This window comes from Deefgea piscis (assembly GCF_013284055.1).
Classification (GTDB): domain Bacteria; phylum Pseudomonadota; class Gammaproteobacteria; order Burkholderiales; family Chitinibacteraceae; genus Deefgea; species Deefgea piscis.
Window position 1 is genome coordinate 66,047 of the sequence record NZ_CP054143.1, and the last position, 21,625, is coordinate 87,671.

Sequence of the window (21,625 nt, forward strand, 5' to 3'; positions counted from 1 at the left end):
TGAACAGTATTAATTCAAACCGCGTGCTAGCCATTGTTTAATGCTGGTGTCTTGCATCAAGAAATCAAGCCACCATTTCAGCGCATGACCGACATTATTATTTTGCCAAGCAAAACACATTCGAATCGGCGGGCTCACCTCGGCCACCGCTTTGGCAACCAAGCGGCCATCGGCGAGCGGTGCGGCGGCCAGTGCCACCGGTAAATAACCACATCCCAGCCCGGCAATGTGCGCGTTCACTTTATGCTGCATACTGGGCACGCGTAAAGTTTGCTGTCCTGACAATAAACCGATCGTATACGGCAATAAATGATGCGAAGAATCGGGGACCACAATCGCCCGATATTGCTGAATCATGCTCGCGGCCAGTGGCTCACTCACGCCAGCTAAAGGATGACTCGGCGCAACGGCAAACACGCTATTGAGTTCACCCAACACATGACTTGATTGCGTTGCCGAATGATTACCCAAATGGCTAATGGCACCAATGACTAAATCAGCGCGGCGCTCTTGCAATGCTTCCCACGAACCACCTAACGATTCTTCAATAAAACGCAAGCGAGTTCCTGATTGCAACGTATCAAATTGGGCAATCATCGGCCAAATTAAATCAAACGGCAACACAGTATCCACCGCAATCACCAGCTCGGTTTCCCACCCGGTCGCCACGCGCTTAATTCGGCATTCAAGCTCACCGGCGGCCAATAATAAGTGCCGCCCTTCAGTGAGTAGCTCAAGCCCTGCTGGCGTTAATTGCGCGCGATGACCGCTGCGATCGAAAATCTCAACGCCCAAATCATCTTCTAATTTTCGCACCATATAGGTCACTGCCGAGGGCACGCGATGCACTTCAGCGGCGGCCGCCGCAAAACTGCCTCGCCGCGCAATGGCATCGAGGATTTCTAACGCTTCGATCGAAAGACGTAACATAGTCTTATTCCAAAATTTTGAATGATATCGTGCTATTTTTTTGCTATCACTGCAGCAAACCTAAGCATATTATGGCATACATCATTCAAAATTAATGAAGGGTTTAATATGATTACCTTAAGAAAAGCCACTGAACGCGGGCATGCCAACCATGGTTGGCTCGACTCGAATTTTAGTTTTTCCTTTGCCGAATATTACGACCCTGCGCATATGCATTATGGTGCACTACGCGTGATTAACGATGATCGAATTGCACCGGGCATGGGCTTTGGCATGCATCCACACCAAGACATGGAAATTATTACCTATGTGCTATCTGGGGGTATTGCCCACAAAGACAGCATGGGCAATGGCTCGGTGATTTTACCCGGCAATGTACAAAGAATGAGCGCCGGCACAGGACTGCGCCATAGCGAATACAACCCCAGTAACGATACAGAAACGCATTTATTACAAATCTGGATTTTGCCGGCACAAAAAGGCGGCGCACCGTCTTATGAGGAAAAAACCTTTAGCGACGCGGATAAACGTGGCCAATTACGCCTGATCGCCAGCCCAACAGGTGAAGCCGGCTCGGTGACCATTTTGCAAGATGTGAAGTTGTATGCTGGTTTGTTTGACGGCGCTGAATACGCCGAAATGCCAATCTTAGCCGGTCGAAAACTCTATATTCATGTTGCCAAGGGGCAGGTTCAAATCAATGGCTTAGCCCTCGACGCGGGCGATGCCATTATGCTCAAACAAGAAGACGCGCTCAAAATCCAAAATGGCCACGCCGCTGAAGTCTTAGTTTTTGATGTGTTTTAATCCGCTCCACGAGTCACCACAAAAAGCTTAGGTTTGGCTTTTTGTGGTGACAGGCCTCAGCCAACCTTGCTGCGCGGATCAAGTGCTTGCCGTAGGCCTTCACCAATAAATACCAGCAGCAACATCAAGCTTAGCAACACGGCAAACGTCGACATCGAAATCCACCACGCATCTAAATTGGCCTTCCCTTGTGCCAACAATTCACCGAGCGAGGCGGTTTGTTGGCCCACGCCAAGCCCAAGAAAATCTAAACTGGTCAGCGCCAAAATCGCCGCCCCCATTCGAAACGGCAAAAACGCCAACACCGGCGTTAAGCTATTGGGTAACACATGCCGACGAATAATTTGCCAATCGCTCAAGCCCATACTGCGCGCCGCCAGCACGTACTCTCGATTGCGATGACGTAAAAACTCTGCGCGCGTGTAATCGGCCAAGCCCATCCACCCCAATAGCGTCATCAAAATCAGCAATAAGCTCAAACTGGGCGCAAAAATCGCTGTAAAAATAATTAATAAATACAGCTCAGGCAATGCGGCCCAAATTTCAGAAACCCGCTGGCCGAATAAATCAACGCGCCCGCCAAAATAGCCCTGAATCCCGCCAATCACCACACCAAGCACCGAGCCGGTTAACGTCAATGCCAGCGCAAATAACGCCGAAGTGCGAAAGCCATACAATAATCGCGCCAATAAATCACGCCCCTTATCGTCCGTTCCGAGCAAGTTGTCGGGCGACGGCGGCGCTGGATTGGGCGCACTGGCAAAATAATTGAGCGTATCCGCGGCATAGCGATTTGGCGGAAAGATCGCCCAATTGCCGTCGCTAGCCAATTGCTGCTGCATAAATGGATCGAGATAATCGCTTGGCGTAGGAAAATCGCCACCAAAAGTGGTTTCTGGATAGGTTTTAAACAGCGGGAAATACAGTTGCTGCTGATAACGCACCACATACGGCTTATCGTTAGACACCAGTTCAGCCAGCAAACTGATGCCCAATAAAATCCCCAATAACCATAAACTGACCAACGCACGTCGTTGCGATTTAAACCGTCCCCATGCTCGTGCCCATGGTCCTACTGAATGCAGCTCGCTCATGTGCTTGCCCCCACCGCACCAAACTGCACGCGAGGATCAACGACCACATACGCAATATCCGACAGCAAGCGCCCCAACAAACCCAATAAAGTAAAGAAATACAGCGTTCCTAAGACCACCGGATAATCGCGACGAATCACTGATTCGTAAGCCAACAAACCCAAACCATCGAGAGAAAACAATGTTTCAATCAATAAGCTACCAGTAAAAAAAGCGCCAATAATGGCCCCTGGCAAGCCCACCACCAAGGGCAACGCGGCATTGCGTAAAATGTGTCGCCAAAAAATCCGTCGCTCAGTCAAGCCCTTGGCCCGCGCTGTGGTGACATACTGCTGATGAATTTCCTCTAGAAAACTATTTTTGGTCAGCATCGTTAAGCTAGCAAATCCCGCCACCACCAACGCCGTCACCGGCAAAGCCAAATGCCAGAAAAAATCCATCACCTGCGCCGACCAAGACATCGTCGCAAAATCATCGGAGGTTAACCCTCGCAACGGAAACACCGCCCAAAATGAGCCGCCACCAAATAACACCAATAACACCACCCCCAACACAAACGATGGAATCGCATACCCCACCATCAGCATCACCGTGGTCACCGCATCAAAACGCGAGCCATGACGCAGCGCTTTGGCCACGCCCAGCGGCACCGCAATCAAATACGTCAGCAGTAAACTGCTAATCCCCAAGCTCATCGACACCGGCAATTTATCCCAAATCAATTGCGTGACACTGGCGTGACGAAACCAACTGTCGCCCAGATTAAACGTCGCGTAGTTTTTTAGCATTTGCCAAAATCGCACCGGCGCCGGTTGATCAAAACCATATTGCGCCTTAATTTGGCTCAGTTGCTCTTCGCTTAAGCCCCGCGCCGCCTGATAACTGCTTGACGACCCTACCGAGGTATTGCCCGCTGCTTCAGCAGCACCGCGCCCTTTAAGTTGATACACCATCTGCTCCACCGGCCCACCGGGAACAAATTGAATCACGACAAAACTCACCAACAATACACCCAGCAAGGTGGGGATCATTAGCAGTAAACGTTTGAGGATGTATTGCAGCATTCGCTCTAGCCTTTAACTAATTCAATACACATCAAAGCGGCGTATTGATCACTGCTTCAATCCGATAACCATCAGGATCAATCAAAAATGCTGCGTAATAATACGCGCCATATTGAGGCCGTAATCCAGCAGCGCCATTACATAGACCGCCAACTTTAAGCGCAGCATGATAAAACTGGTCCACAGCACTTCGCGACGGCGCAGCAAATGCCAAATGAAATCCGCCCCTAGGCGGCACGAGATCGGGACAAAGCTTGATACAAAAAAGATCTTTGCCATCGATCAAACCATAACCTATTGCGGAATCATCTTCGAAAACGCGACGAAAGCCCAAAGCAGACAGCGCCGCATCATAAAATAGTCCAGATAAGTTTAAATCCTTAACGCCAAAAGAAAGATGATGCAGCATGCATTAAAACCTTACTCATCGAAAAACCAATTAAGCCTACGGCGACTTCTGCCACCACGTCGCCAACATCCAATCCCCCGCCTGATAATACAGCGGCATCGTTTTGGGCATCGCAAAACGGTCACGCCATGCGGCGCGGTGGGTGGCGCTATACCAATGCGGGATAATGTAATGCCCAGCGAGTAAGGCGCGATCAAGAGCGTGGACGGCGGTAATTTGCTGTTGGCGATTGGGGGCCTGCAACACATGCTCAATCAAGCGATCAATCGCGGGGCTTTTTAAGCCAATCACATTGCTGCTACCCTTGGTGTCGGCAGCTTGACTACCGTAATAATCGAGAAGCTCTTGGCCAGGGCTTTGTACATTCGGAAAGCGCAACACCACCATATCAAAGTCAAAATCATCCAGTCGGCGTTGGTATAAAGCAAAATCAATATCGCGCTGTTTAACAACAATACCCAGCTTGGCTAAATTGCGAGCCAACGGCGGAAATACACGCCCCATGGGGCCGCCATCATCTAACAGTTCAAATTCAAAAGGCTCGCCACGCGCATTACGCAATGCGCCATCGCGGTATTGCCAACCCGCTTGTTTTAATAATTCGCGTGCTTGCCTGAGATTTTGTCGTAATGAATTGGGCGGATCGGTATTGGGTGGCGCCGCGAGCGTAGTCAATGTTGCGGCGGGCAATTGCGATTGCAGTGGTCTTAATAATTGTAATTCTTGCGCAGTCGGCGCGCCGCTGGCGGCAAGTTCGCTATTGGCATAAAAGCTATTAAGTCGTTGATATTGGCGGTAAAACAATTGGCGATTTAACCATTCAAAATCAAGCGCTAAGCCCAAGGCTTGCCGCACGCGAAGATCGGCAAACAGCGGACGACGCAGGTTCATCACATAGCCTTGCATGCCGCTGCTATTGTGGTGACGCAATTCACTTTTTTTAATTTCTCCTGAGCGAAACTTAGGCCCTTGATATTGCCGCGCCCAATTTCGCGCGCCATATTCGGTGATGAAATCAAATTCACCGGCTTTAAATGCTTCAAGTTTGGCGGTTTCATCTTGGTAATAGCGATAGGTAATTTGATCAAAATTATATTGCCCACGGCGGGTTGGCTGATTGTTTCCCCAGTAATCACTACGCCGTTGATAACGGATCGATTGGCCGAGTTTGTAGTCTTTAATCTGGTACGGGCCACTGCTAATCGGCGGTTCTAGGGCAATTTTATCCAACGTTTTGCCGGCGCCCCATTGCTGAGAAAAAACCGGCAGCGTGCCGACGATTTGCGGCAATTCGCGATTGGCGGTTTTAAAGCGATACACAATGGTTTGCGAATCAAGCACATCAACGCCCGCCACGTCGCGCAATTGCGATGCATATTGCGGCGCGGCCAAGCGACTATTGAGAACGGTAAAACTGTGTTTGACATCAGCAGCCGTCACCTTTGCGCCATTATTAAAGCGCGCGGCAGGATTTAAAACGAACGTCACCGATAAGCCATCCTTGGCCACTTTGATCTCTTTGGCCAATAGCCCATACATGGTGGCGGTTTCATCCCAACTCATCACCCCGAGCGACTCAAACATGAGCGCCCCTAAGCCCGCTGCCGATGTACCTTTAATAATAAAAGGATTAAATGAATCAAAACTATTGCGCCGATCCGGATTGGGCAAAATAATCGCGCCGCCTTTTGCCGCGGCAGGATTCACATAATCAAACGCAGTAAAACCAGCGGCATATTTGGGCGCATCGCCAAGCGAAATCGCATGCTCAGCGTAAGCTGGCAGCAGATATAAAGACAGTAGTAGCAGTAGGTAAGATTTCATTTGTCCATGATAAGCCAGACTCGGTCAATCGGCAGCAATCGCCACGCAGTTGGCGTGTTAGAATCACACTTCATTCTTTGCTTGTCCATTTGAGCCCCTAGCCATGCCTTTTTTAGCGATTGAAACCTCATCCGAACATTTGTCCTTTGCCATCAATACCCCCAGTGGGATCGTGTCACGCGAATGGCTCGTTGGACAAAAACAAAGTGAAGTCACGCTACCGTATTTACAGGCTTTCTTGAATGAATGTGGTCTAACCATGCGCGACATCGAAGGCATTGCCTATCCAAGTGGCCCCGGTTCATTTACTGGCTTACGCATTGGCTGTGGCATTACCCAAGGCTTGGCATTTGCTCGAAATATACCTGTAGTTGGTATATCTACCTTGCTGTCGATTGCTGAGGCTTCTGGCGCTATACGGGTAGTGAGTTGTCTAGATGCCCGCATGAACCAAGTTTATTTTTCTGCCTTTGAAAAACACAACGGCCAATGGACAACCCTCATTGATGCCTTGGTGTGCAATCCTGAAGACGTGCCCATGCCTGATGGTGATGGTTATACCGGGGTCGGCAATGGTTTTAGCGTGTATCAAGCCGCGCTCGACGCGCGTTTAGGTGCAAAAATCGACATCGTTCGTAGCGAACTTTTCCCACATGCCGCGCAATTACTGACACTTGCTTTGCCTACTTTTGCGGCCGGCCAAGGCCGGCCGGCTGATGAAGCTGAGCTGGTTTATTTACGTGACAAAGTGGCGCTTAAAACCCATGAACGGGTGCAGAAATAATGCTAAAACGGCTGACTGAAGCCGATCTTGCCGCCGTGCTTGCTATCGATACCGCAACCAACCCTCATCCTTGGACGGCGGCGCAATGGCTCGACTCGCTCAATCATCATCAATGCGATGGATTGTGGCTGCAGGATGCATTAATCGGTTTTAGCGTTTGCATGGTGACTTTGGACGAAGCAGAATTGCTACTCATCGCCATTGCGCCACAATGGCAACGCCAACATTGGGCAAGCCAGCTACTCACGGCACTCAAAGCCCAATTATTACACAATGGCATCGTGGTACTATTTTTAGAAGTTAGAGAGTCCAATCAAGCTGCGCGGGCGCTATACGTAAAGCACGACTTCACGCCATCAGGCCGACGCAAAGGGTATTACCCTACAAGCGAAGGTAGAGAAGATGCACTGCTCTATACCCTGCATTTGGAGGACAAGGCATGAATCGCCGCGCACTCATCCTCAATGAACTCGGCCTCAATCCACAATGGATTCGGCACGAGGTTTTACAAGCACTCAATTCGTCAACGCAGATTGAGCAGGATACAGCCAACTCTGTTTTAAGCGCAGCACCGAGTATCGCACTTGAATCAGCCCCGCCCGCTTTGACTGAAACACCAATCAACCGTGGCAGTAAATCCAATAAAGCCGCTGCTGCCCACCGGTTGTTACAACAAAATCGTGAGGCGGCTAATCCAAATCACCAAGCCTTGACTAGCGAAGAAATCAGCCAACTTGATGCTCGTAGCGAGCGAATTGGCCAACTCAATTGGGAACAATTACGCGTTGAAGTTGCCAGCTGCACTGCCTGCCCACGCAGTAGTCAGCGACAACAAGCCGTTTTTGCAACAGGTGCGATTGAAGCCCAATTGCTAATTGTCAGCGACGCCCCCAACAAAGCAGAAGAACAGCATAATCTTGCCCTCTTTGGTCCTTCACAGCGTATGGTCAATCAAATGCTGATCAGCTTGGGTGAAGCTCAACTACAAAATACTTTAATCACCAACGCGGTTAAATGCTATGGCTCTCGCAATCCCAATAGCCAAGAAATTAAAGCCTGTGCGCCTTTATTGCAGCGTCAAATTGCATTACTTAAACCCACCGCCATTCTCGCAATTGGCCAATTTGCCGCCGAAGCCGTGCTGAACACCCCTGCTCCGATTCGAGAATTGCGGCAAATTAAGCAGCAATGCCAAAACATTCCGACCATCGTGACCTATCACCCAAGCTATTTACAAAGAAACGTTCACGACAAAGCTAAAACCTGGCAAGATTTATTGCGCTTAAAGCAAATATTTCAATAGCCCCCCAATCAAATACGCCAGCTCGCTGGCGTTTTTTTATACTTGTCATCGCGGAATTTTAAGTCTGAATTTATTAATTTAACGCGCAGCAAAAAGCCCGACTCTTTCGAATCGGGCTTCTCTATAGGGAAGTCTGGCAATGACCTACTTTCACACGGGCAATCCGCACTATCATCGGCGCTGAGGTGTTTCACTGTCCTGTTCGGGATGGGAAGGAGTGGGACCACCTCGCTATGGTCGCCAGACATTAAACTGTCTGGTGCAACTCTTTCGAGCTACACGAGAGTTATCGCATTCAGCCGCTATCTTTTCAGACCGCAACCTACAACGCTAACTCGTAAAATCAATAGAAGAAGTAATTATACTACACACCAATCAACACCATTTAAGTATTTTTTGTAGTTCAGCGCTTTCACACCGTCCTACTTTGGGTCAATTATATCCATCGTCGCACTACGCGCTTCAGGTTATAGGATCAAGCCTCACGAGCAATTAGTATTGGTTAGCTTAACGCATTACTGCGCTTCCACACCCAACCTATCAACGTCCTGGTCTCGAACGACTCTTTAGAGGATTTAAAACCCTAGGGAAATCTCATCTTGAGGCAAGTTTCGCGCTTAGATGCTTTCAGCGCTTATCTCTTCCCGACTTAGCTACCCGGCAATGCCACTGGCGTGACAACCGGTACACCAGAGGTCAGTCCACTCCGGTCCTCTCGTACTAGGAGCAGCCCCTCTCAAATTTCCAACGCCCACTGCAGATAGGGACCAAACTGTCTCACGACGTTTTGAACCCAGCTCACGTACCACTTTAAATGGCGAACAGCCATACCCTTGGGACCGGCTACAGCCCCAGGATGTGATGAGCCGACATCGAGGTGCCAAACTCCGCCGTCGATGTGAACTCTTGGGCGGAATCAGCCTGTTATCCCCGGAGTACCTTTTATCCGTTGAGCGATGGCCCTTCCATACAGAACCACCGGATCACTATGTCCTGCTTTCGCACCTGCTCGACTTGTCGGTCTCGCAGTTAAGCCGCCTTTTGCCATTACACTATCAGTACGATGTCCGACCGTACCTAGGCGACCTTCGAGCTCCTCCGTTACAATTTGGGAGGAGACCGCCCCAGTCAAACTGCCTACCATGCACGGTCCCCGATCCGGATAACGGACCAAGGTTAGAACCTCAAAGGGGTCAGGGTGGTATTTCAAGGACGGCTCCACAGAAACTAGCGTCTCTGCTTCAAAGCCTCCCACCTATCCTACACAAACCACTTCAAAGTCCAATGCAAAGCTACAGTAAAGGTTCACGGGGTCTTTCCGTCTAGCAGCGGGGAGATTGCATCTTCACAAACACTTCAACTTCGCTGAGTCTCGGGAGGAGACAGTAGGGCCATCGTTACGCCATTCGTGCGGGTCGGAACTTACCCGACAAGGAATTTCGCTACCTTAGGACCGTTATAGTTACGGCCGCCGTTTACTGGGGCTTCGATCAAGAGCTTGCACCCCATCAATTAACCTTCCAGCACCGGGCAGGCGTCACACCCTATACATCCACTTTCGTGTTGGCAGAGTGCTGTGTTTTTGATAAACAGTCGCAGCCCCCATTTCTCTGCGGCCTTATATAGCTCCAAACGCAAGGTTCTTCACCTATAAGGCACACCTTCTCCCGAAGTTACGGTGTTAATTTGCCGAGTTCCTTCTCCCGAGTTCTCTCAAGCACCTTAGAATACTCTTCCTACCCACCTGTGTCGGTTTGCGGTACGGTTCAATATAAGCTGAAGCTTAGTGGCTTTTCTTGGAAGCAGGGTATCAGTTACTTCATCACCTAAGTGAATCGTCATCATGCCTCAGCGTTAACAGCGTCCCGGATTTGCCTAAGACACCCGCCTACACACTTAAACCAACTATTCCAACAGTTGGCTAACCTAACCTTCTCCGTCCCCACATCGCACTTATATCAAGTACAGGAATATTAACCTGTTTCCCATCGACTACGCATTTCTGCCTCGCCTTAGGGGCCGACTCACCCTGCGCCGATGAACGTTGCGCAGGAAACCTTGGGTTTTCGGTGAGGGAGCTTTTCACTCCCTTTATCGCTACTCATGTCAGCATTCGCACTTCTGATACCTCCAGCATCCTTCTCAAGACACCTTCACAGGCTTACAGAACGCTCCTCTACCATATGCCATAAATGGTCATATCCGCGTCTTCGGTTATCAATTTGAGCCCCGTTACATCTTCCGCGCAGGACGACTCGACCAGTGAGCTATTACGCTTTCTTTAAATGATGGCTGCTTCTAAGCCAACATCCTGGCTGTCTGTGCCTTCCCACCTCGTTTTCCACTTAATTGATCATTTGGGACCTTAGACGGCGGTCTGGGTTGTTTCCCTCTTGACCCAGGACGTTAGCACCCCAGGTCTGTCTCCCATGCTCGCACTTGACGGTATTCAGAGTTTGCCATGGTTTGGTAAGTCGCGATGACCCCCTAGCCATAACAGTGCTTTACCCCCGTCAGTGATACATGAGGCACTACCTAAATAGTTTTCGAGGAGAACCAGCTATTTCCAAGTTTGTTTAGCCTTTCACCCCTATCCACAGCTCATCCCCTAACTTTGCAACGTTAGTGGGTTCGGACCTCCAGTGCGTGTTACCGCACCTTCATCCTGGCCATGGATAGATCACTTGGTTTCGGGTCTACGCCCAGCAACTATGCGCCCTATTCGGACTCGGTTTCCCTACGCCTCCCCTATTCGGTTAAGCTCGCTACTGAACGTAAGTCGCTGACCCATTATACAAAAGGTACGCAGTCACCCCATTTTTCAAGGGCTCCCACTGTTTGTATGCATCCGGTTTCAGGTTCTATTTCACTCCCCTCCCGGGGTTCTTTTCGCCTTTCCCTCACGGTACTGGTTCACTATCGGTCGATGATGAGTATTTAGCCTTGGAGGATGGTCCCCCCATCTTCAAACAGGATTTCTCGTGTCCCGCCCTACTTCTCGTACGCTTAGTACCACAATTGACTTTTCATATACGGGACTATCACCCACTATGGTTGGACTTTCCATTCCATTCTATTAAGTCTACTGCTATCACGTACAGGCTCTTCCCATTTCGCTCGCCACTACTTTGGGAATCTCGGTTGATTTCTTTTCCTCCGGTTACTTAGATGTTTCAGTTCACCGGGTTCGCTTCGCTAGACCTATGTATTCAGTCTAGGATGACCCAAAAGGGCCGGGTTTCCCCATTCGGAAATCGTGGGATCAAAGCACTTTGCCAGCTCCCCCACGCTTATCGCAGGCTATCACGTCCTTCGTCGCCTATCATCGCCAAGGCATCCACCAGATGCACTTATTCGCTTGATCCTATAACCTCAAACACGTAAAACGTATCTCAGATTACTGAAATCGTATTTGCGACTTGCAAGTGAGTTCTCATTTCACTTGCGGTTCAGTTACACTGGCATGAGACCAGCACAACTGAACAGATACAATCAACCCAATATTTTTACTTTGAAACTAAACTCAACAACAACTGCAAGCAGTTATTCTCAAATCTAATTCCATTACAATGTTTATTGGAATTAATTACTTCTTCTATTTTGTTAAAGAGCGATATTTAATTAATCATTAAATGACTAATCATTCTAATTTTAGAAACCAGAATAAAATACACTGCACATAACAACGTGCAATACATAGAATTCTATTTTCTACAGCAGATAATGGTGGAGGTTAACGGACTCGAACCGTTCACCCCCTGCTTGCAAAGCAGGTGCTCTACCAGATGAGCTAAACCCCCGTGATACTGGTGGGTCAGATAGGAATCGAACCTATGACCCCCGCGTTATCAACACGGTGCTCTAACCAACTGAGCTACTGACCCATATCGTTTCTTTCAAATCTACAGCCGATGAGTGTGAGTACTTAATCTACCAATCTTTCTCTTGAAAGGAGGTGATCCAGCCGCAGGTTCCCCTACGGCTACCTTGTTACGACTTCACCCCAGTCATGAATCCTACCGTGGTAACCGGACTCCCGAAGGTTATCCTAGCTACTTCTGGTAAAACCCACTCCCATGGTGTGACGGGCGGTGTGTACAAGGCCCGGGAACGTATTCACCGCGACATGCTGATCCGCGATTACTAGCGATTCCGACTTCATGCACTCGAGTTGCAGAGTGCAATCCGGACTACGATCGGTTTTGTGAGATTAGCTCCCCCTCGCGGGTTGGCGACCCTCTGTACCGACCATTGTATGACGTGTGAAGCCCTGGTCATAAGGGCCATGAGGACTTGACGTCATCCCCACCTTCCTCCGGTTTGTCACCGGCAGTCCCATTAAAGTGCTCAACTAAATGTTAGCAACTAATGGCAAGGGTTGCGCTCGTTGCGGGACTTAACCCAACATCTCACGACACGAGCTGACGACAGCCATGCAGCACCTGTGTTACGGTTCCCGAAGGCACTCCTCTATCTCTAAAGGATTCCGTACATGTCAAGACCAGGTAAGGTTTTTCGCGTTGCATCGAATTAATCCACATCATCCACCGCTTGTGCGGGCCCCCGTCAATTCCTTTGAGTTTTAGTCTTGCGACCGTACTCCCCAGGCGGTCTACTTCACGCGTTAGCTGCGTTACTAAGCTCCGAAAAGCCCAACAACTAGTAGACATCGTTTAGGGCGTGGACTACCAGGGTATCTAATCCTGTTTGCTCCCCACGCTTTCGTCCATGAGTGTCAGTATTAGGCCAGGGGGTTGCCTTCGCCATCGGTGTTCCTCCACATCTCTACGCATTTCACTGCTACACGTGGAATTCCACCCCCCTCTCCCATACTCTAGCGAGACAGTCATAAACGCAATTCCTAGGTTGAGCCCAGGGATTTCACGTCTATCTTATCAAGCCACCTGCGGACGCTTTACGCCCAGTAATTCCGATTAACGCTTGGACCCTACGTATTACCGCGGCTGCTGGCACGTAGTTAGCCGGTCCTTATTCTTCGGGTACTGTCATCCCCAGCAGTTATTAACCACTAGGATTTCCTCCCCGACAAAAGCGCTTTACAACCCGAAGGCCTTCTTCACGCACGCGGCATTGCTGGATCAGGCTTTCGCCCATTGTCCAAGATTCCCCACTGCTGCCTCCCGTAGGAGTCTGGACCGTGTCTCAGTTCCAGTGTGGCGGATCGTCCTCTAAGACCCGCTACTGATCGTTGCCTTGGTAGGCCTTTACCCTACCAACTAGCTAATCAGCCATCGGCTGCTCCAATAACGTGAGGCCTTGCGGTCCCCCACTTTCCCCCTCAGGGCGTATGCGGTATTAGCACTCCTTTCGAAGCGTTATCCCCCATTACTGGGTACATTCCGATGTATTACTCACCCGTTCGCCACTCGTCAGCGGTGCAAGCACCCTGTTACCGTTCGACTTGCATGTGTAAAGCATGCCGCCAGCGTTCAATCTGAGCCAGGATCAAACTCTTTCGTTTAATCTAGCTGAATTTACATACTTGGCTTAGTACTCATTACTCAAAGAAACACTTGGTTAAAAACCAAGATTTCTTTTAAATCTTGAGTGTAAGCACTTGTTTGACTGGCAAACCAAGCACTCACACTCATCGGCTGTATTTTGTTAAAGATCAGTGGCTTAGACACCGAAACCAGCTGGAAAACCGCTTGTTTCGTTTGCTGTGTCAGCAGCAGAGAGGCCGAAATATACGCCAGACTCGCAACTCGGTCAACACCTAGGTGAAAATAAAATCCAAGTATCGCGTTAAGTCTTTGATTTTAAAACATGTAAAAACCGAAACAAAACCACCAGAAACGAAGGGCGCTTACGCGCCCTTTCTCTTAAACCAACAAAACAAGCGCTATTTATGGCTGAAAATCTGGCAGCTGGCGCTGCAGATGCTCTTCTTTCACATGCTCAACCTCTCGCAAAACACCACGCACATCTACTTTACGATGATCTTGCTTAATTTTACCTGTGAGTTGCACTTCGGGATGCAGCAAGCCGCCCTCATACAATTTCCAAATTTCTTTACCGTACTGCGAACCGTTTAGTTCAGGCGCAAACTGTCCAAAATACTCAGCCAGATTATCCACATCGCGCTCTAACATTGCGGCAGCTTGATTATTACCTGCGGCGTCGACGGCCTGTGGCAAATCAATAATAACGGGACCATGCTCATCCACCAGAATATTGTATTCTGACAAATCGCCATGAATCACCCCAGCACAAAGCATTAAAACGACCTGCTTAAGTAACTCGCCATGATAGACACGAGCAAGTTCAGCACTCATTTCGACATCATTTAAGCGAGGGGCCGCATTTCCATCTTCACCCGTCACCAACTCCATCAACAGCACGCCTTCAAAACAGATATACGGAGTTGGCACACGCACACCAGCAGCCGCTAAGCGATACAGATTATCGACTTCCGCATTTTGCCACTCTTCTTCTTGCATTTGCCGACCATAACGAGAACCTTTTTCCATCGCTCTAGCTTGGCGGCTATTTTTTACTTTGCGGCCCTCTTGATAGGCGGCATTTTTTTTAAAGCTGCGATGGTTGGCGTCTTTATATACCTTAGCGCACCGAACTTCATCGCCACAACGCACGACATAAACAGTGGCCTCTTTGCCACTCATTAATTGACGCAAGACTTCGTCAACCAAACCATCTTCCACCAATGGTTCTAATCTCTTTGGTGTTTTCATTAAATTTGTCTACGTCCTATTTGAATTTTGACTCAAGCAATTAGTTACAAGTCATCAGTTAAACCACTACAATCGCTTCCCGCTAGATTCCACGCGAATCAAACAAAACAAAGCCACTAAATCAAACCCAAGCAAAGTGGTTTTGTACTATTTCAACCCCGTTAAAAGCCTTAGTTTGAATCAATCAAAGCCTAAGTTTCGGGTTTTCCCTCATGGACAATACACTAGCTAACTCTGAATAGTGTGCTGTTGTTTACAATTTACTACAAGGGCATGGCATGAGCGCAAGTCGCGATGGTTTCACCTCCACATTTGGTGTCTTAGTCGCCACACTAGGTTCCGCAGTTGGTTTAGGTAATATCTGGAAGTTCCCCTATATGACCGGCACAAATGGCGGCGCGAGTTTTTTAGTGGTTTACGTCCTGGCCACTTTATTAGTCGCCCTCCCTGTTATGATTGCTGAAATTATGCTTGGACGCGCCTCTCGCGCCAATGCGGTCACCACATTTGAAGTACTCGCACCGAAAAAACAGCGTTTTTGGCCCGTGATTGGCTATATGAGCTTAATTTCGGCGGTACTGATCTTAGCCTTTTACACTGGTGTTGCTGGCTGGGTGTTTGCCTATATCTTCAAATCAATCACCGGCAGCATCCACAGCACAGACCCCGCCAGCGCTAAAGCAGCATTTGGCGCCCTGGTTTCCAATCCGCTAGAAGCCTTATTTTGGCAATGGGTGGTATTAGCATGGGCAGGCACCATCATTATGATGGGCGTTTCCAAAGGCATTGAAGCTGCAGCCAAAAAATTAATGCCCATTTTGTTTTTGCTATTAATTTTATTGTGCATCCGTAGCTTGACGCTGCCAGGCGCAATGGAAGGCGTGAAATTTTTGTTTGCGCCTGACTTTAGCAAAATTACCGCCTCGGTCATGCTGACTGCTGTTGGCTTAGCTTTTTTCAAGCTATCGATCGGCATGGGCACCATGCTCACGTATGGCAGCTACTTCCGCACAGAACAAAACATTCCATTAACGGCCACTCGCGTGATGCTGGCTGATTTATCCGTATCATTACTGGCGGGTTTAGCGATTTTCCCTGCGGTGTTTTCATTTGGTTTTGAGCCGGCAGCCGGTCCATCGCTGGTATTTATGACCATCCCAGCCGTCTTTGCTAGCATGCCTTTTGGGCAGTTTTTTATGGCGCTGTTTTTTGTTTTGGCCGCCATTGCAGCAACGGGTGCGATTTTATCGATCATGGAAGTGCCGGTAGCCATGCTGTCTGAACGCTTTAAATTCAGTCGCAAAAAAGCCACTTTACTCACATTAGGGGTGATTGGCTTATTTGGGATTCCGGCGTCGCTATCATCTTCACTGACCGCCAGCTGGACTTTATTTGGCTTAAATCCATTCGATCTTTTTGACTACATCAGCTCAAACATTTTAATGCCAATTGGCGGCATCTTGATTTGTCTATTTGTCGGCTGGGTTTATGGCTTGCCACAGCTACAAAAACAACTGAGCAATGATGGGCAACTCAATAATGGCCTTGTCATTAAAGCCGTGTTTATTTTGGTTCGCTACATTACACCAACACTGATTCTAGTCATCATGCTTAAAGGACTTGGACTTATCTAGGTATTTAGCGACATGCCTTATTTAGCATAAGCTACATTGATATACCCAATAAAAAAGCACGAATTCATTCGTGCTTTTTTATTTAAAACCCCCGCCACAATTACATCGGTGCAATACGCGCACTTGAGCCAGAGCCCTCAATATAAACACGCTGGCCTTTATAAATATTGGCTTCATACGGCTGAGTCACCACCACCAACACACCACTATTTAAGCGCACAACAACTTGTTGCCCTTGCTGATTGCCATCATAACGATTTTCGCCATACTTCCCTGCCACCGCACCGGCGATCGCCCCCACTGCCATCGCAACATCACGCCCAGTACCTGCGCCAATCAAACTACCCAACCCCGCACCTGCTGCACCCCCTAAAATCGCCCCTACCCCCAATTGATCGGAATGCGTTAAAGGTACCAAAGAAATTTGTTCGATTACCCCTTGCTGGACTTCATAAGTTTGCTGCTGATTCATACCCATCCCTGCGCAGCCTGCCAAAACAATGCCAAGCACCACAGTCGAACACCATTTAAATATGCTTTTCATTTCAAGATCCTTTGACTAAAGCCAATTCATTAAAATGCAAAATAACAAACCGCCACTCAACAAGCAGCGCGAGTTACGACTAACACCACCGACAAACATCAGCGCAAACAACAAACAAATTCTTACAAAAAATGAAATGTATCACTAGCCATACAAGGCAACTAGGAGGGGAAAGCTTTACATTGCCATCACTAAAATCAGTTCATCAATCTACAAACCCATCTGGAACAGCCTCTGTAATACTTCATTTACCGCCAATTTTCATGCACAGCTGCGTTAGAAAGCCGACGTATGCACGACACGACTACCGATATAGCGCCTTTTACCGTAAAATCGACGGTTTGCTTCGTTTACCGCAGGTAGCCATGACATCCGCTCAGATTCGCCAAAAGTTCTTGGACTTTTTTGCCAGCAAGGGCCACCAAATTGTGGCGTCATCCAGCTTAATTCCTTTGAATGACCCGACCATTTTGTTCACCAATGCTGGGATGAACCAATTTAAAGACGTTTTTTTAGGTTTTGATAAACGCTCGTACACTCGCGCCACCTCAAGCCAAAAATGCGTTCGCGCAGGCGGCAAACATAACGACTTAGAAAACGTCGGCTATACCGCGCGCCACCACACCTTTTTTGAAATGCTAGGTAATTTCTCCTTTGGCGATTACTTCAAGCGCGATGCCATCTTCTTTGCTTGGGAATTTTTGACTGGCCCAGAATGGCTAGCCATTCCCAAAGAAAAACTAATGGTTACCGTGTACGCCACGGACGACGAGGCCTTTGATATTTGGAATCAAGAAATTGGCATCCCGAGCGATCGCATCGTTCGCATTGGTGACAATAAAGGCCCTGGCGTATCGGATAACTTCTGGCAAATGGGCGACACCGGTCCTTGTGGCCCATGTACCGAAATTTTTTACGATCATGGCGCGCATCACTGGGGTGGCCCTCCAGGATCGGCAGAAGAAGACGGTGACCGTTTCATCGAAATCTGGAACAACGTGTTTATGCAATTTAACCGCGATGAAGCGGGTGTCTTGCATCCACTACCAAAACCATCGGTAGACACCGGCATGGGCTTGGAGCGTATTTCTGCGGTCATGCAAGGTGTGCACGCCAATTACGAAATCGATTTGTTCCAACATCTGCTCGCTGCAGCGAAACGTGAAACCGGCGCAGCGGATGCCGATTCGCCATCGCTACGCGTCATTGCCGACCATATTCGCTCTTGTGCGTTCTTGATCGCCGACGGTGCTTTACCGGCCAACGATGGCCGTGGCTATGTATTGCGCCGGATTATTCGCCGCGCAGTGCGTCATGGTTATAAGCTTGGTCAAAAAGGCCACTTCTTCCACAAGCTGGTTGCGCCATTGGCTGAAGTCATGGGTGATGCGTACCCAGAATTGCGTCAACGCCAAGAACACATCGTTGAGGCCCTCAAAAACGAAGAAGAAATCTTCGGCCGCACACTTGAAAACGGCATGGCTTTACTCGACACCGTTCTGGCCGGCGGCAAGCAAGTACTCGATGGCGATGTGGCATTCAAATTATCTGACACCTACGGCTTCCCGATTGACTTGACTGCTGACGTCTGCCGCGAGCGCAATGTCACCGTTGATATTGCTGGTTTTGAAGCCGCACTGGATGTTCAACGCAAGCAATCCAAAGCTGCAGGCTCATTTAAAATGACGGCAGGATTGGCCTACGAAGGCGAGGCATCGTGCTTCCACGGTTACACCGAAGCTAGCCGTTCAGCTAAAGTGTTAGCACTGTACAAAGGCAGCGAACCAGTTCAAACACTAGAGAATGGCGACGAAGGCGTGATCGTACTCGATCACACGCCGTTCTATGCCGAATCCGGTGGTCAAGCTGGTGATGTTGGCGTGATTGCTGGCCCTGGCGTATTTAATGTGACCGACACACAAAAAGTGAAAGCCGATGTATTTGGTCATCAAGGCCAAATCATCAGCGGCTCGCTCAATGTCGGCGACGAAGTCACTGCCAGTATCGACATTGCCAAACGCCAAGCCAGCCAACGCAATCACTCGGCGACGCATTTATTGCACGCAGCGCTACGCGAAGTACTTGGTACGCACGTAGAGCAAAAAGGCTCGCTGGTGAATGCCGAACGCACACGTTTTGACTTTTCACACCCGAAAGCGGTCACTGCGGACGAAATCGCCAAAATCGAAAGCTTGGTCAATCACGTCATCATGGCTAACGAAGAAGCCCAAGTGCGCTTAATGAGCTACGACGACGCCATTAAATTTGGCGCGATGGCCTTGTTTGGCGAAAAGTACGGCGATGAAGTGCGCGTTTTGAAAATGGGCGACTTCTCGACGGAACTTTGTGGCGGTACGCACGTTAAACGCACTGGCGATATCGGCCTATTCAAAATCGTCGCCGAAAGCGGCATTGCGGCCGGTGTACGCCGGATTGAAGCCATCACTGGCACCGCTGCGCTCGCCGCAGTGCAAGCCCAAGACGCTGAACTGAAAACCGCAACGTCTATCGTTGGCGCACATCCAGGCGAATTGATTGGCAAATTGGAAAAACTGCAACTTGACCTGAAAGCGGCGCAAAAAGAAGTCAGCACGCTCAAAGGTCAAATGGCGTTTGGCCAATTGGACCAACTGATTGGCGTTGGGCTACGCACCATCAATGGCGTGAAATGTATTGGCAGCGTGGTAGAAGACGTTGATCCAGCTACTTTGCGTGAAATGAGCAATAAATTGATGGATAGACTGGGCAGCGGCATCGCCCTACTCGCTTGTGTCTCTGAAGGTAAAGTCAGCCTGATCGCCCGTGTTTCGCCAGATCTCACCAGCAAAATCAAAGCCGGTGAACTGGTCAATATCGCGGCACAACTGGTTGGCGGCAAAGGCGGCGGACGCCCTGACATCGCTCAAGCAGGTGGCACTGAGCCCGCCAAACTGCAAGAAGCCATGCAAGCGGCCGCAGTCTGGGTTGAGAGCAAATTGTAATCTCAACACGCTAAAGCAAACAGCCACCCATAATCGGTGGCTGTTTTTTTATGCCAAATCATCGGATTAGATTAAGCAAGTAACAATGACGATGAAAAACACCCATCGCCAACAAGAGTATGGGTATCAAACCATTAATTAACAAAGCTTATAACAACATACCCAATAGATATTTAACCCAGCATAGCGCAAAACAGAGGAACAAATGACAGGAGACAAATTGCAGCGCGGCGATAAAATCTGTGTGATTGCACCATCAAGAAGCCTTGGCATCATTTCTCAGCACGTGATCGAACTCGCCACTACAAGGCTCAATGAAATCGGCTTAGAAGTTTGTTTTTCTAAAAATTGCCATCAAATGGATGAGTTTCACTCATCATCGATTGAAGCTAGAATTGACGATCTGCATACTGCGTTTTCTGATAAAACCGTTAAAGGTATTTTGACTGCAATTGGCGGCCACAACTCAAATCAATTACTGAATAAAATTGATTATTCAATCATCAAATCTAACCCCAAAATACTGTGTGGATTTTCAGATATCACGGCTTTAAGCAATGCCATTTATACAAAAACAGAGCTCATTACCTATAACGGACCACATTTTTCGACATTAGGCATGGCGCAAGAGCTTGATTACACCATCGAATATTTTAAAAAATGTTTAATGAGTGAGAATGGATATTCAATCACGCCATCCCAATATTGGTCGGATGATGAGTGGTACATCAATCAAGATCAACGTGATTTCTATCCCAACACAGGATATCAGGTCATTAATACAGGCCAAGCATCAGGAACGATTATTGGTGGAAATTTATGCACTTTCAATTTATTGCAAGGCAGTTGCTTTTTACCAGAACCAGAAAATGCAATTTTATTCCTCGAGGAAGATAATCTGCTGGAGCTGAATACACTCAGTGAATTTGACCGTAATTTACAATCTATCATCCATCTAAAATCATTTCATTCTGTAAAAGGTATTGTGATTGGTCGGTTTCAAACAGCGTCACAGATTACGCTCGAACAAATTTGTAAACTGATTCACTCAAAACCTGAATTGAATTCAATCCCCGTCATATGCAACCTTGATTTTGGACATACAACACCACAACTCACCTTCCCAATCGGTGGCGAGGCTGAAATTATCGCAACAAGCACGCGTTGTGAAATAATGATCAAAAAGCACTAAAGTAAGATCAATAACAAATCAGCAGCATAGGTCTTTTAGTATGTATCTGCTTATAGCCACTATTAAATAAAACTTAGAGAGCAATACCCATGACCCCACGTCCAGAACTCGCCCTTGGCGAATATCAGCATTACAAAGGCAATCGCTACCAAGTCATCGACTTGGCACGGCACAGTGAAACGACAGAATGGATGGTGGTGTATCGGCCACTGTATGGCGAAGGCGCTTTGTGGGTGCGGCCGTACTCAATGTTTATAGAGAACGTGATCATTGATGGCGCTACTCTCGCACGGTTTAGTAAAGTGGCGGATTAATAAATCTATTTATTTGCGCCCAAAGCCCAGAC

General features: G+C 48.5%; 15 protein-coding genes, 2 tRNA genes and 3 rRNA genes. 8 read left to right on the forward strand and 12 right to left on the reverse strand.

Annotated elements, in window-relative coordinates:
* Positions 1-9: 9 nt before the first annotated feature.
* A complete protein-coding gene (locus HQN60_RS00405) occupies positions 10-930 on the reverse strand; it encodes a LysR family transcriptional regulator (protein WP_173531835.1) in 921 nt (306 codons plus the stop codon).
* 108 nt (positions 931-1,038) lie between these two features.
* On the opposite strand from HQN60_RS00405, the gene HQN60_RS00410 reads away from it, so the two are divergent.
* Complete coding sequence (locus tag HQN60_RS00410) at positions 1,039-1,737, forward strand: pirin family protein (protein WP_173531836.1); 699 nt, start codon at positions 1,039-1,041, stop codon at positions 1,735-1,737.
* A gap of 56 nt (positions 1,738-1,793) precedes the next feature.
* On the opposite strand, the gene HQN60_RS00415 is transcribed toward HQN60_RS00410, so the two are convergent.
* From HQN60_RS00415 to HQN60_RS00430, 4 genes are read right to left on the reverse strand one after another with little or no spacing between them, the layout of a single operon-like run.
* Positions 1,794-2,831 carry an ABC transporter permease gene (locus HQN60_RS00415; protein ID WP_173531837.1) on the reverse strand — a complete coding sequence of 346 codons (1,038 nt, stop codon included), beginning with the start codon at positions 2,829-2,831 and terminating at the stop codon, positions 1,794-1,796.
* Positions 2,828-3,895, reverse strand: a complete 1,068-nt coding sequence (locus HQN60_RS00420; protein ID WP_173531838.1) for an ABC transporter permease subunit — start codon at positions 3,893-3,895, stop codon at positions 2,828-2,830. Before HQN60_RS00420 ends, HQN60_RS00415 begins: the two co-directional genes overlap by 4 nt.
* Positions 3,896-3,926: 31 nt before the next feature.
* A complete protein-coding gene (locus tag HQN60_RS00425; protein WP_173531839.1) occupies positions 3,927-4,304 on the reverse strand; it encodes a VOC family protein in 378 nt (125 codons plus the stop codon).
* A gap of 36 nt (positions 4,305-4,340) precedes the next feature.
* On the reverse strand, positions 4,341-6,128 hold the full coding sequence (locus HQN60_RS00430; protein WP_173531840.1) for an extracellular solute-binding protein: 1,788 nt from the start codon (positions 6,126-6,128) through the stop codon (positions 4,341-4,343).
* A 103-nt stretch (positions 6,129-6,231) separates the two neighbouring features.
* Here HQN60_RS00430 and tsaB point away from each other — a divergent pair, with 103 nt between their 5' ends.
* From tsaB to HQN60_RS00445, 3 genes are read left to right on the forward strand one after another with little or no spacing between them, the layout of a single operon-like run.
* Positions 6,232-6,912, forward strand: a complete 681-nt coding sequence (gene tsaB / locus HQN60_RS00435; RefSeq protein WP_173531841.1) for a tRNA (adenosine(37)-N6)-threonylcarbamoyltransferase complex dimerization subunit type 1 TsaB — start codon at positions 6,232-6,234, stop codon at positions 6,910-6,912.
* Positions 6,912-7,355, forward strand: a complete 444-nt coding sequence (gene rimI, locus HQN60_RS00440; protein ID WP_173531842.1) for a ribosomal protein S18-alanine N-acetyltransferase — start codon at positions 6,912-6,914, stop codon at positions 7,353-7,355. Before tsaB ends, rimI begins: the two co-directional genes overlap by 1 nt.
* Entirely contained in the window at positions 7,352-8,215 is an 864-nt protein-coding gene (locus HQN60_RS00445; RefSeq protein ID WP_173531843.1) for a uracil-DNA glycosylase, read from the forward strand. Before rimI ends, HQN60_RS00445 begins: the two co-directional genes overlap by 4 nt.
* A gap of 131 nt (positions 8,216-8,346) precedes the next feature.
* Here the strand turns inward: HQN60_RS00445 and rrf are convergent.
* The 6 genes from rrf to HQN60_RS00475 form a co-directional block, all read right to left on the reverse strand.
* Positions 8,347-8,460, reverse strand: a 5S ribosomal RNA gene (gene rrf, locus HQN60_RS00450).
* Between the two features lie 226 nt (positions 8,461-8,686).
* A 23S ribosomal RNA gene (locus tag HQN60_RS00455) occupies positions 8,687-11,579 on the reverse strand.
* Between the two features lie 360 nt (positions 11,580-11,939).
* Positions 11,940-12,015: transfer RNA gene (locus HQN60_RS00460), tRNA-Ala, on the reverse strand.
* A gap of 7 nt (positions 12,016-12,022) precedes the next feature.
* Positions 12,023-12,099, reverse strand: a tRNA-Ile gene (locus HQN60_RS00465).
* Between the two features lie 64 nt (positions 12,100-12,163).
* Positions 12,164-13,697: ribosomal RNA gene (locus HQN60_RS00470) — 16S ribosomal RNA — on the reverse strand.
* The 16S, 23S and 5S rRNA genes sit together here with 2 tRNA genes alongside, the layout of an rRNA operon.
* 385 nt (positions 13,698-14,082) lie before the next feature.
* Positions 14,083-14,928, reverse strand: coding sequence for a PA4780 family RIO1-like protein kinase (locus HQN60_RS00475; RefSeq protein ID WP_173531844.1), 846 nt, complete (start codon positions 14,926-14,928; stop codon positions 14,083-14,085).
* Between the two features lie 278 nt (positions 14,929-15,206).
* Between HQN60_RS00475 and HQN60_RS00480 the strand changes: the two genes are divergently transcribed.
* The gene (locus HQN60_RS00480; RefSeq protein ID WP_173531845.1) at positions 15,207-16,562 is read left to right on the forward strand and encodes a sodium-dependent transporter; all 1,356 of its coding nucleotides are present in this window, start codon (positions 15,207-15,209) and stop codon (positions 16,560-16,562) included.
* A gap of 100 nt (positions 16,563-16,662) precedes the next feature.
* Here the strand turns inward: HQN60_RS00480 and HQN60_RS00485 are convergent, their stop codons facing one another.
* A complete protein-coding gene (locus HQN60_RS00485) occupies positions 16,663-17,106 on the reverse strand; it encodes a glycine zipper 2TM domain-containing protein (protein ID WP_173531846.1) in 444 nt (147 codons plus the stop codon).
* Between the two features lie 365 nt (positions 17,107-17,471).
* Between HQN60_RS00485 and alaS the strand changes: the two genes are divergently transcribed.
* The 3 genes from alaS to HQN60_RS00500 all read left to right on the forward strand — a co-directional run bounded on the left by alaS (position 17,472) and on the right by HQN60_RS00500 (position 21,593).
* Entirely contained in the window at positions 17,472-20,087 is a 2,616-nt protein-coding gene (alaS, locus tag HQN60_RS00490) for an alanine--tRNA ligase (RefSeq protein ID WP_173531847.1), read from the forward strand.
* A gap of 205 nt (positions 20,088-20,292) precedes the next feature.
* The gene (locus HQN60_RS00495) at positions 20,293-21,279 is read left to right on the forward strand and encodes a S66 family peptidase (protein ID WP_173531848.1); all 987 of its coding nucleotides are present in this window, start codon (positions 20,293-20,295) and stop codon (positions 21,277-21,279) included.
* Between the two features lie 89 nt (positions 21,280-21,368).
* Complete coding sequence (locus HQN60_RS00500) at positions 21,369-21,593, forward strand: DUF1653 domain-containing protein (RefSeq protein WP_173531849.1); 225 nt, start codon at positions 21,369-21,371, stop codon at positions 21,591-21,593.
* The last annotated feature ends 32 nt before the right edge of the window (positions 21,594-21,625 follow it).

Excerpts from the sequence above, each read along its gene's own strand:
- HQN60_RS00405 (WP_173531835.1), bottom strand. The coding sequence starts at position 930 with ATGTTACGTCTTTCGATCGAAGCGTTAGAAATCCTCGATGCCATTGCG.
- HQN60_RS00410 (WP_173531836.1), top strand. The coding sequence starts at position 1,039 with ATGATTACCTTAAGAAAAGCCACTGAACGCGGGCATGCCAACCATGGT.
- HQN60_RS00415 (WP_173531837.1), bottom strand. The coding sequence starts at position 2,831 with ATGAGCGAGCTGCATTCAGTAGGACCATGGGCACGAGCATGGGGACGG.
- HQN60_RS00420 (WP_173531838.1), bottom strand. The coding sequence starts at position 3,895 with ATGCTGCAATACATCCTCAAACGTTTACTGCTAATGATCCCCACCTTG.
- HQN60_RS00425 (WP_173531839.1), bottom strand. The coding sequence starts at position 4,304 with ATGCTGCATCATCTTTCTTTTGGCGTTAAGGATTTAAACTTATCTGGA.
- HQN60_RS00430 (WP_173531840.1), bottom strand. The coding sequence starts at position 6,128 with ATGAAATCTTACCTACTGCTACTACTGTCTTTATATCTGCTGCCAGCT.
- tsaB (WP_173531841.1), top strand. The coding sequence starts at position 6,232 with ATGCCTTTTTTAGCGATTGAAACCTCATCCGAACATTTGTCCTTTGCC.
- rimI (WP_173531842.1), top strand. The coding sequence starts at position 6,912 with ATGCTAAAACGGCTGACTGAAGCCGATCTTGCCGCCGTGCTTGCTATC.
- HQN60_RS00445 (WP_173531843.1), top strand. The coding sequence starts at position 7,352 with ATGAATCGCCGCGCACTCATCCTCAATGAACTCGGCCTCAATCCACAA.
- HQN60_RS00475 (WP_173531844.1), bottom strand. The coding sequence starts at position 14,928 with ATGAAAACACCAAAGAGATTAGAACCATTGGTGGAAGATGGTTTGGTT.
- HQN60_RS00480 (WP_173531845.1), top strand. The coding sequence starts at position 15,207 with ATGAGCGCAAGTCGCGATGGTTTCACCTCCACATTTGGTGTCTTAGTC.
- HQN60_RS00485 (WP_173531846.1), bottom strand. The coding sequence starts at position 17,106 with ATGAAAAGCATATTTAAATGGTGTTCGACTGTGGTGCTTGGCATTGTT.
- alaS (WP_173531847.1), top strand. The coding sequence starts at position 17,472 with ATGACATCCGCTCAGATTCGCCAAAAGTTCTTGGACTTTTTTGCCAGC.
- HQN60_RS00495 (WP_173531848.1), top strand. The coding sequence starts at position 20,293 with ATGACAGGAGACAAATTGCAGCGCGGCGATAAAATCTGTGTGATTGCA.
- HQN60_RS00500 (WP_173531849.1), top strand. The coding sequence starts at position 21,369 with ATGACCCCACGTCCAGAACTCGCCCTTGGCGAATATCAGCATTACAAA.